Origin of the sequence: Marisediminicola senii (genome assembly GCF_011057645.1) — a bacterium.
Taxonomy (GTDB): Bacteria; Actinomycetota; Actinomycetes; order Actinomycetales; family Microbacteriaceae; genus Marisediminicola; species Marisediminicola senii.
Genome location: NZ_JAALGE010000040.1, coordinates 20089 through 30614 on the forward strand (window position 1 = coordinate 20089; position 10526 = coordinate 30614).

Annotated in this window: 10 protein-coding genes and 1 pseudogene; 7 read left to right on the forward strand and 4 right to left on the reverse strand. The window is 68.2% G+C overall.

What is annotated here, in order from left to right:
* Position 1 precedes the first annotated feature (1 nt).
* Positions 2–697, forward strand: coding sequence for an Ltp family lipoprotein (locus tag G5S38_RS11940; protein WP_235929044.1), 696 nt, complete (start codon positions 2–4; stop codon positions 695–697).
* Between the two features lie 25 nt (positions 698–722).
* On the opposite strand, the gene G5S38_RS11945 is transcribed toward G5S38_RS11940, so the two are convergent.
* Positions 723–1271, reverse strand: coding sequence for a DUF2231 domain-containing protein (locus G5S38_RS11945; protein WP_165068919.1), 549 nt, complete (start codon positions 1269–1271; stop codon positions 723–725).
* Positions 1272–1501: 230 nt separating this feature from the next.
* Here G5S38_RS11945 and G5S38_RS11950 point away from each other — a divergent pair, with 230 nt between their 5' ends.
* Positions 1502–2257 (forward strand): SDR family oxidoreductase, encoded by a 756-nt coding sequence (locus G5S38_RS11950; RefSeq protein WP_165068922.1) that lies wholly within the window; start codon positions 1502–1504, stop codon positions 2255–2257.
* 57 nt (positions 2258–2314) lie between these two features.
* Here the strand turns inward: G5S38_RS11950 and G5S38_RS11955 are convergent, their stop codons facing one another.
* The 3 genes from G5S38_RS11955 to G5S38_RS11965 form a co-directional block, all read right to left on the reverse strand.
* Positions 2315–3004 (reverse strand): potassium channel family protein, encoded by a 690-nt coding sequence (locus G5S38_RS11955; RefSeq protein WP_235929045.1) that lies wholly within the window; start codon positions 3002–3004, stop codon positions 2315–2317.
* Complete coding sequence (locus tag G5S38_RS11960; RefSeq protein WP_235929046.1) at positions 2997–4361, reverse strand: TrkH family potassium uptake protein; 1365 nt, start codon at positions 4359–4361, stop codon at positions 2997–2999. Before G5S38_RS11960 ends, G5S38_RS11955 begins: the two co-directional genes overlap by 8 nt.
* Before the next feature lie 87 nt (positions 4362–4448).
* Positions 4449–5780 carry an NAD(P)/FAD-dependent oxidoreductase gene (locus G5S38_RS11965; protein ID WP_165068925.1) on the reverse strand — a complete coding sequence of 444 codons (1332 nt, stop codon included), beginning with the start codon at positions 5778–5780 and terminating at the stop codon, positions 4449–4451.
* Between the two features lie 95 nt (positions 5781–5875).
* Between G5S38_RS11965 and G5S38_RS11970 the strand changes: the two genes are divergently transcribed.
* From G5S38_RS11970 to G5S38_RS11990, 5 genes and pseudogenes are all read left to right on the forward strand, one after another.
* The gene (locus tag G5S38_RS11970) at positions 5876–6151 is read left to right on the forward strand and encodes a hypothetical protein (RefSeq protein WP_235929047.1); all 276 of its coding nucleotides are present in this window, start codon (positions 5876–5878) and stop codon (positions 6149–6151) included.
* Between the two features lie 60 nt (positions 6152–6211).
* Positions 6212–8464, forward strand: coding sequence for an alpha-galactosidase (locus tag G5S38_RS11975; protein WP_235929048.1), 2253 nt, complete (start codon positions 6212–6214; stop codon positions 8462–8464).
* Positions 8465–8468: 4 nt separating this feature from the next.
* Positions 8469–9158, forward strand: coding sequence for a GntR family transcriptional regulator (locus G5S38_RS11980; RefSeq protein WP_165068928.1), 690 nt, complete (start codon positions 8469–8471; stop codon positions 9156–9158).
* 79 nt (positions 9159–9237) lie between these two features.
* A complete protein-coding gene (locus G5S38_RS11985) occupies positions 9238–10227 on the forward strand; it encodes a sugar phosphate isomerase/epimerase family protein (protein ID WP_165068930.1) in 990 nt (329 codons plus the stop codon).
* Between the two features lie 30 nt (positions 10228–10257).
* A pseudogene (locus tag G5S38_RS11990) lies at positions 10258–10526 on the forward strand (D-erythrulose kinase); the annotation flags it as partial.

The following is a 10526-nucleotide window of genomic DNA, read 5'->3' on the forward strand; positions in this document are numbered from 1 at the left end:
CGTGAGCACCGCCGCGCCGCAGCCCCCGCAAGGACCAACCCCGTACGACTCTTCAACACCGAACGGACCCGTCAGGTCGCCCCGGGCGTGGTACAAGAAAAAACGTTTCGTCATTCCTATTGTTGCCATCATCCTCTTTGGGTGGATCGGGTCGATTGGCGGCGACGAGACCGAATCGACCGCGACTTCCGAGCAGGCCTTGACGCCGGCGGACTCGGTCGAGGAGCCGCCGGTTGAGGACGATGCACCCACGGAGGCTGAGCTGGCAGCGCAGGCAGAAGAAGACGCAGGCGAGGCCGCCGAAACAGCTGCCGCTGAAGCCGCCGCCGCCGAAGCTGCCGCTGCGGCCGAAGCCACTGCCGCGGAGGAGGCAGCCGTGGCAGCGGCCGCGGAGGAGGCAGCCCGCGGCACTGTCTCGCAGCAGAACGCACTCCGCTCCGCAACGAACTATCTCGACTACACCGCATTCTCCCGAAGCGGCCTTATCGGTCAATTGGAGTTCGAGGGCTACTCCACTGAAGACGCAACCTGGGGCGTAGATCGCGTGACCGTCGACTACAACGAGCAGGCGGCCAAAGCTGCCAAGAACTATCTCGAGTACACATCGTTCTCCCGTTCGGGCCTCGTGGATCAGCTTCTGTTCGAGGGGTATACCCCGGAGCAGGCGGAGTTCGGGGTCAGTCAGACGGGCCTGTAGGAGGAAACGCCGACCGGCCCTCGCCTCAGTCGGCGTCGGTATCCGAATCGCCCGACGGGGCGGGGGAGCCCATGTCCTCTGTCCAGACCGCGGTTGCTCCGCTGTGGCCGATCCGTATCGCCTGCACGGCGGTGCCCGCCGACGCTACGACGGCGACGGCGATGAGCGCGATGGCAATCCAGCGCGGTGAACGGCTCGCCGACGTCGATGTACCGGCCGGCACTGACCCAACCCCTCGGGCGAACCGACGCTGGCGAAGATCCCACGCGAGCACCGCGGCCGCGACAACGACGAGTCCGGCTACCCATGGCAGCAACCCGTCCGCGAGTTGCGAGTGCACCTCGATCAACGCATTCTCGCCCACACGAGACTCGAGGCGCTCGCCGGACTGCGTCGAGATCGGAACCAGCACGAGCGCCACAAGCGATGCGCCAAGCGGGAGAAAACTGGCCCATCGCCGGAATCGTGGCCAGGCAGCGGCGAGCACGACGAGCAGCGCGGCGAGCGGCACGGTCACTTCTGTGGCGTGCACTACGAACGGGTGGAGGGGAAGGCCGAAAAACGTGTCGAACATGGTGCTCCTGGGGGCTTGGCGACGCAGGGAACCGCGAGTGGATGCGGGTGACGATGAAAAGCGGGACTGGACCCGGTCAGCGGGCCATCGGTGACGATGTGCGCAAGGCTGGGAGCGATACGGAAAAGATATGCCCGCGTCGCAAGCGGCGCCACGGAGGATAGTCTGCGCTTGCTTCAGGCTGGCGCCCGCTGTGCTCCCGCCCGGGCAGGCAGGCGCAGACTCGAGGCATGAACATCTCTGGAAACACCATCTTCATCCCCGGCGCCACGAGTGGGATCGGGCTCGCCCTCGCGCTGCGCCTTCACGATGCAGGCAACACCGTGATCGTCGGCGGACGCCGCACTGCCCTGCTCGAACAGATCGCCGCAGACCACCCGGGCCTGCACACCGTCACGATCGATACGACGGATGTCGCCAGCATCCAGACCGCTTGCGAGCGGGTGACCGCACAGCACCCCTCCATGAACGTGCTGATCGCGATGGCGGGCATCATGCGCGCCGAGGACTGGACCACCGGCGGCTTTCTCGCGACCGCCGAAGAGATCGTCACCACGAACCTGCTCGGTCCGATCCGTCTCGTGGCCGCGCTTATCGACCACCTGACGGACAAGCCGGATGCCACGATCATGACGGTCTCGTCGGGGCTCGCATTCGCGCCGCTGAAGGTCACGCCTACCTACAACGCGACGAAGGCGGCCATTCACATGCTGAGCGAGTCCATCCGCCTGCAGCTCGCCGACACGAGCGTGAGGGTCGTCGAGCTCGAGCCGCCCGCCGTGCGCACCGCGCTGATGCCCGGCCAGGAGGAGAGCGCATTCGCGATGCCGCTCGACGCGTTCGTCGACGAGGTGATGACGCTCATCGAGACCCAGCCGGACGCGACCGAGATCCAGGTCGAGAACGTCAAGTTCCTGCGTTACGGCGAAGCGCGCGGCGACTATGACAATGTCGTGGCGACGCTCAATCAGCTCGACCCGCACTAGCCGCCAGCCGGGCCCCGGCCAGCCGCCGCGGGCCCTGGCTGGCGGCCACGGTGCTGACTACTTCAGCTGGCTGAATGCCTCGACCCGGTCGGGCGTGCCCGCGATCAGGATGATGTCGTTCGGCTCGAGCACGGTGTCGAGGGTGGTGTAGCTCCAGCCGCTGCCCGCGCGGTCGAATGCCGTCACGGTGACGCCGTGGGTGGCGCGCACCCTGGTCTCACCGAGCGGCGTGCCGACGATGAACTTCGGCGGCATGGTCTTGACGATGGCGAAGTTCTCGCCCACTTCGATGTAGTCCTGCATCGCACCCCGCACGAGGTGGGCGAGGCGCTTGCCCATGTCCTTCTCCGGGTACACGACGTGGTGCACCCCGAGCTGGGTGAGGATCTCGCCGTGCTGGTCGGTGACCGCCTTCGCCCAGACCGTGGGCACCGCGAGCTTCAGCACGAGGGCGGAGGTCAGGATGCTGGCCTGGATGTCACCGCCGATGGCGACCACGACGCGCTCGAACTCCGGGATCCCGAGCTGGCGCAGGGTCTCGGCCTTGGTGGCATCGGCGCGCACCACGTGCGTGAGGAGCCCGTTGTGGTTCTGCACGATCTCCTCGCGGTCGTCAATGCCGAGCACCTCGGTGCCCCCGGCCATCAGTTCGAGCGCCAGCGCGCTGCCGAACCGGCCCAGCCCGATCACCGCGACGGCGGTGGTCTCGGTGGTGCGACTGGCCCCGCGGGTGAAGAAGTTAACCAATGATCGGCCTCTCTTGGGGATACTCGTAGGCGATGCGGCGCCGCCGGAGCGCGATGGATGACGCGAAGGTGATGGGGCCCAGTCGCCCGATGAACATCAGCAGCACAAGGATGAGCTGGCCGGCCGGGGGAAGGTCTGCGGTGATGCCCGTCGACATACCGACGGTGCCGAATGCCGAGACCACCTCGAACAGCAGCCGGTCGAGGCCATGGTCGGTGATGAGCATCAGCACGGTGGTCGCGGCGACGACGACGGCGACGGCGAGCAGCACCACCGTGATGGCCTCGCGGTGCACGGCGCGCGACAGTCGCTTGCCGAACACGTTCACGGCACCGTCGCCGCGGAGCTCGGTGACCACGATGAAGAACAGCACCGCGAAAGTGGTGATCTTGATGCCTCCGGCGGTTCCCGCAGGCCCCCCGCCGATGAGCATCAGGGCGTCCATGCCGAGCCAGCTGGCGGGTTCCATGAGACCGGTGTCGAGCGAGTTGAAGCCCGCCGTCCTGGTCTGCACCGAGGTGAAGAACCCGGCGAGCAGCTTTGCCGGCCAGTCGAGCGGGCCGAGGGTGGCCGGGTTGCTCCACTCGATCGCCGTGATGTAGACCCATCCGCTGAGCAGCAGCGCCACGGTTCCCGCCACGACGAGGCGGGTGTTCATCGTCCATTTGAGGGTGCGCCCGAGATGCTTGCGCAGCTGGATGATCACCGGAAATCCGAGGCCACCGATGATGATCGCCGCGGCGATGGGTAGGCAGATGAACGGGTCGTCGACGAACCCCATCAGGCTGTCGCTGAACAGTGCGAAGCCCGCATTGTTGAACGACGTCACCGAGTGGAAGACGCCGAGCCACAGCGCCCGGCCCAGGGGCTCCTCGTACGCCAGCGCGAAGCGGGCGGTGAGCAGCACGGCGACGACCACCTCGACGGCGAGCGAGATCTTGACGACCCCGAGCACCGTGCCGCCGACGTCGTCCAGGCCGGAATTATGGGCCTCGGATGCTGCGGTCACCTTCGATCGCAGCGACATGCGCCGCAGTACCGCGAGGCCGATAACCGACGCGAAGGTCATGATGCCGAACCCGCCGATCTGAACCAGCGCCAGGATGACGATCTGGCCGAACGGCGTCCAGTATGTCGCGGTGTCGACCACGATGTGCCCGGTGACACAGACCGCCGAGGTCGCGGTGAACAGCGCCTCGAGAACGCTCGCGCCCCCCGGCCCCACCCGCGCATTCGGCAGCATGAGCAGGCCCGTGCCGGCGAGGATCGCGACGGCGAACCCGATGACGACTACCTGCGCGGGGTGCAGGGCGAGACGTCTGCCTGAGACGCGATTCAGCTGGGTCCCCGTTCGCACCCGCTCACCCTACGCTGACGGCGCGCAGTGCGGGTTGCCGCCCGCCGCCCTTTCCCTCGCGGGAAGAGCGGCGGGCGGCGCTCAGGGTCAGTCCTTCGGTGCCACCACCGGGGTGACCGCGACGAAGCTGGCCCGCGGGTCGTCGTAGTTGACGAGCGCGACCGGCTTGCGCGACGCGACCGCGTTTGTGATCCAGCCCAGCAGGATGCGGGCCTTGCGGTTCAGGGTCGGCATCGCATACAGGTGGTAGCCGCGGTGTGCGAGCCAGGCGGGGATGTTCTTCAGCTTGACGCCCCCGATGTCTCCCGCACCCTTGCCGACGCCGTAGCTGGCGACGGTACCGAGCGACTCGTGGCGGTATTCCGACACCGGCTGGTCGTGCAGGGTCGCGATGATGTTGTCGGCGACCGTCACGGCCTGGCGAACGGCGTTCTGCGCGTTCGGCGGGTAGTACGCCGGCTGCGTCTCCGACAGCAGGTTGGGAACCTGCGCTCCGTCGCCGAGCGCCCAGAGTCCGTCGAGCTTCTGGCCGTCTTCGGTCTCCACCTGGAGGGTGGCGCTGACGTTGACGTGGCCCTTGGGTCCGAGCGGCAGGCCGAGGTCGGCAAGCACGGGGTTGGGCTTGACGCCGGCGGTCCACACGATGGTGCCGGCGGGGATGGTCTCGCCGTCGCTCAGCACGACGTTGCCGTCGATGCACGAGGGCATCGTCGTCTTGAGGCGCACGTCGATGCCGCGCTCACGCAGCTGGCCGAGCGTCCACGTCGAGAGCTCCGGTCCGACCTCGGGGGCGACACGGTCGAGCGCCTCGACCAGCACCATGTGCAGTTCGTCGCGTGACAGCTGCGGGAATGTGTCGATCGCGGCGATCGCGACGTCCCACAGTTCGGCGAGCGCCTCGACTCCGGTGTAACCGCCACCGACGAAGACCGTGGTGAGCAGGGTGCGGCGTTCCTGCGGGTCACTGGTCGCCGCGGCATCCGTGATGTTCGACAGGATGCGCTCGCGCACGTACTGCGCCTCTTCGACGCTTTTGAAGCCGACGCCGTTTTCGGCAAGTCCGGGTGTCGGAAAGGTGCGGGTGACGGCGCCGAGGGCCACCACCAGGTGGTCGTAGGGAATGTGGCGCACGGCACCGTCTTTGGCGGTGACGGTGACGGTCTTGGCCGTGGAGTCCAGGCCGGTGACCTTCGCCTCGACGACGGTCGAACGGCGGAGGGCGGTGCGCAGCGGCACGGTGACATCGCGCGGGGCGATGTGGCCGCCGGCGACCTCCGGGAGGAACGGCTGGTAGGTGTAGTACGGCGATTGGTCGACGAGGGTGATGCTGGAGCGCCCCGCTGGGCGCTTGCGCTGCAGTGTGGCTGCCGTGGTGAGGCCGGCGGCGCCCCCGCCGAGAATGACGATGCGTGTGGTCATGCGTGAACCCCTTGGTGCGTAGCGTGTTTTTACGTATTCGGTCTTGGGACATTAAACAGGTACTCGGTGTCGGTGGGGTTTCGTACCATGCCCGCATGGGACGCATTCTCTTCGACACTGCCACCACGATCGACGGTTTCATCGCCGACGACGCCAACTCGCTCGCCTGGCTGTTCGCGGTCGACGACGAACCCGACGACGAGCTCCTGCCGCAGAACGCGACGGTGCTCGTGGAGGGGTCGACGACCTACGAGTGGGTGCTCGCCGAATCCGACATCCTCGCCAACCCCGAGAAATGGCCAGTTCGCCCGGCTGCTGTACGACGTGGTCACGGTGAGCTGAGCTTGTTTGCCGGGTGGCAGCGACTGTGATTTGCTTCTGACTCACGTTCGCACGAGGTGCATTCGTTGTGACGAAGGAGTCTGAACGCCGTGACGCAACCCGCCGATCCGCTCGTCGAGGGCGAAGCAGAGTCGATCCCGGACCGGGCAACCCAATCGATTGCCGAACAGGCAGCGCAGTCCATCCCCGACCGGCATGTTCAACTGCGGGCCGCAGGCGTCTCCCTGATCGTCCACATTCCCGAGGTGGGCCTTCCCGCGTTCATGCACTGGGGGAGCGACCCCGGCCCACTCGATCGGCAGCAGCTCGAGCAGCTCGCGCTAGCCGAGGGAGCGCCGCCCGCAGCCAACGGCGTCGACGAACCCCGTGCCGTCTCGATCATGCCGGAGCCGTGGACAGGGTGGACCGGCGCCCCCGGACTCGACGGTCACCGCGCCTGGCGCGGCTGGTCACCCCGGTTCACGGTGACCTCGGCGACGAGCGTCAACCCGGTTCCCGGCGACGGCGCCAGGGGTGGAACCCTCGAGCTCGAGGCACGCGACGACGTGGCCGAACTGCAGCTCGACCTGCACATCGAACTGACGCCGACGGGCCTCGTCGTCATGCAGGCGCACGTCACGAACCTCGGAGCCGACCCGTACACGCTCGGTTCGGTGAGCCTCGGCCTTCCGGTGCCGACACGTGCCGACGAGCTGCTCGACCTCGCCGGCCGCTGGGCCAAGGAGCGGGTACCGCAGCGACGACCGTTCGCGGTCGGCACGCACCTGCGGGAGGGGCGCCGCGGTCGCACGGGATCGGATGCCGCCACGGTGCTCGTCGCGGGGGAGCAGTCGTTCGGCTTCGACCGCGGCGAGGCGTGGGGAATGCACGTCGCGTTCAGCGGCAACCACCAGGTTCGCGCGGAGCGGGTCGCCAGCGGGGAACGCATCCTGCTCGGGGGCGAGCTGCTGCTGCCGGGCGAGGTCGAACTCGCCCGAGGCGAGCGGTACAGCACTCCCCGGGTGTTCGGCACCCACGGCGTGGGTCTCGACGCGCTGGCCGGGCGCTTCCACGACCACCTGCGCTCCAGGCCACACCACCCCGGTCGCGACCGCCCGGTCGTGATGAATGTCTGGGAAGCGGTCTACTTCACGCATGACCTCGACCGCATTACGGCGCTCGCCGACGCCGCGGCCCAGGTCGGCGTCGAACGATTCGTACTCGACGACGGCTGGTTCGGCGGGCGGCGCGATGACACGGCCGGCCTGGGCGACTGGACGATCTCGGATGTCGTCTGGGGCGACGGCCGCTTTCGCCGCCTGGTCGACCACGTCGCGGCGCTCGGTATGGAGTTCGGGCTGTGGTTCGAACCCGAGATGGTGAACGAGGATTCCGACCTCGCCCGCGCCCACCCCGAGTGGCTCATGCAGGTCGACGGGCGCCTTCCCGTCGAATCCCGCTTTCAGCAGGTGCTCGATCTCAGCCACCCCGGCGCGTTCGAGCACGTGCGCTCGCAGATCGTCGCTCTCGTGCGCGACTACGACATCGGGTTCATCAAGTGGGATCACAACCGTGACCTCGTCGACGCCGGCTCCACGCGCACCGGGCGTGCCGGGGTGCATGAGCAGACCCTCGCGGTCTACCGCCTGCTCGACGAGATCAAGCGGCAGTGTCCGGGCCTCGAGATCGAGTCGTGCTCCTCCGGCGGATCGAGGGTCGACCTCGAGATCCTCGAACGCACCGACCGGGTGTGGGCATCCGACACCATCGACGCGCACGAGCGCCAGCAGATCCAGCGCTGGACCGCGCAACTGCTGCCGCCCGAGCTGGTGGGGAGCCACGTCGGGTCGCAGCGGTCGCACACCACCGGGCGCATGCTCGACCTGTCGTTCCGGGCGGCGACCGCGCTGTTCGGGCATTTCGGCATCGAGTGGGACCTCACGGCAGCCACCGACGCCGAACGCGCCGAGCTGGCCGCCTGGGTGCGGTACTACAAGCAGCTGCGCGGCCTCCTGCATACCGGCACCGTCGTGAGGCGCGACCTCGAGGGAGGGGATCTCTGGCTCAACGGGGTGATCTCGACCGACCGCGCGGAGGCGCTCTACCTGGTCACCGTTCGCGAACGTCACATCACGTGGCCGGTTGGCCGGGTGCTGCTGCCCGGCCTCGACCCCGACCGCTCCTACCGGGTGACCGCAGGCGGTCCAAGCGCATTCCGCGCCGCTTCCAACCACTGGGCCGACCCCGCATGGTGGCGCGACGGCGTCACTCTCCCCGGCAGCGTGCTGGTCGGCGTCGGCATCGCCATCCCCGCCCAGGACCCCGACCACGCGGCCCTCATCCACGTCGCCGCCCTACGATGACCCCATGACTACCTCGGGTTCAGCCGGCACGCCACGACGCCTGATGCTGGCCGACCACGTCTACGACGAACTGCTCGGCTCCCTCGTCGACGGCAAGTACCCGCCGGGGTCGCCGCTCAGCATCGACGGGCTGTCGAGGGAGTTGGATGTCTCGCAGACGCCCATCCGTGAAGCACTCGCCCGGCTCGAATCCACGGGGCTCGTGCGCCGCACCGCGCTGAAGGGCTACCGGGTCGCGCCCCTGTTCACCACCGCCGACCTCGCCGACCTCACAGAGGCGCGCATGGTGATCGAACCGGTCAATGCCTTCCGCGCCTGCGAACGGGTGACCGATGGGTTCGTCGACCAGTTGCGGCAGACCATCGCCGACCTCGCCTCCTCGCCGACCGGCCCGTCGTTCACCGAGTTCCGGGCCTATTGGGCCGCCGACGAACGCTTTCACCAGCTGATCGCCGAGCACGCGGACAACGCGTTCCTGCTGTCGGCATACGAGGCGCTGGGCGGGCAGATCCAGCGCTTTCGCCTGTTCGCCGGGCTCGGGGTCACCGATGCCGAACACGCGATCGCCGAGCACTCCGCCATCCTCGACGCGTTCGCCGCCGGCGACTCCGAGGGGGCGCGCGAAGCCATGAAGCGCCACATCGGCGGGGTCAAGGGGCGCTCCCTCAACGAGAGCATCGACCGCGAGACCTGACGATTACCCCAGCCACGGCGGGAGGCCCGGGTGTAGGGTGTGATCGTATAGGAAACACGATAAATACAATGGAGTGTTCATGTCTCTCACCGCTGACAACTGGCCCATCACCGGAGCCGTTCTGCAATTCCCCGGAGTCAAGCGCGACGGCACCGTCGTGCAAGACGCCGAGCCGACCGAATGGGTCGACACCTTCCGCACCGTGCGCGAGGCGGGCTTCTCCGCCGTCGACATCACCGACAGCTGGATGCGACCTGGCGACCTGTCTCCGTCGCGGCTCGACGACCTCGCCCAGGCGGCCGTCGAGGCCGAGGTCACCATCCCGGTCATCTCCGCAATCCGGCGCAGCGTCATCCACCCGGAGGACGGCGAAGACAACCTCGCCTACAGCCACCGCACCATCGACGCCGCAGCGCACCTCGGCATGACCGTCGTCTCGGTCGGCCTGCACCAGGCGCTGACGCCCGAGCAGAAGAAGCAGCTGTGGTTCTGGACCGTCGAGGGGCACCAGGATCCCGAGAACGACCCCGAGACCTGGAACCTCGCCGTCACGCGCCTGCGCGAGCTCGGCAAGCACGCCGACGAGATGGGCATCCTGCTCTCGCTCGAGATGTACGAAGACACGTACCTCGGCTCCGGCGACTCGTCGGCCCGCCTCGCGCAGGACATCGGCATGCACAACGTGGGCATCAACCCCGACGTTGGCAACCTGGTGCGCCTTCACCGCCCCATCGAAGACTGGTACTCGGTCTTCGAGAAGACCCTGCCGTACAGCAACTACTGGCACGTCAAGGGCTACATCCGCGACGAAGACGTCGCACGCGACCACTACGTCGCCCTGCCGTCGCCCATGGAGAGCGGGCTCATCAACTACCGCGACGCCTTCGCCCTCGCGATCGAGAATGGGTTCCAGGGAATCATCTGCGCCGAGAGCTACGGCGGAGACGGACTCAGCGTGAGCGCCGCGAACCAGGCCTACCTGAGGCGCCAGGTGCTGCCGAAACAGGATGGCTACGCTCTCGGTGAGAGCAAGGTCACCCAGCGCACGGCGCCGGCCGCTCGCGCATAGCACCGTCGCTATCACCCAAGGAGAGAAACAATGACGCGTATCTTCGACAAGCCGGAGGACTTCGCCGACCGGGCCATCGACGGCCTGGTCGCCGCCAACCGCCAGTACCTCGCCCGCGTCGACGGCGGAGTGGTGCGGTCGACGGTGAGCCCCGAGGGCTCGGTGGCCGTCGTGATCGGCGGGGGCAGCGGGGCCCTCCCCCCCGTTCGCCGCCGCCTCGGGGGGGGGGGCGCCGCGGGCGCTCCCCCGGGGCGACGCCTCGCCCTCGCCGCGGCGGGCGCGGACGCCCGCGGCCGCGC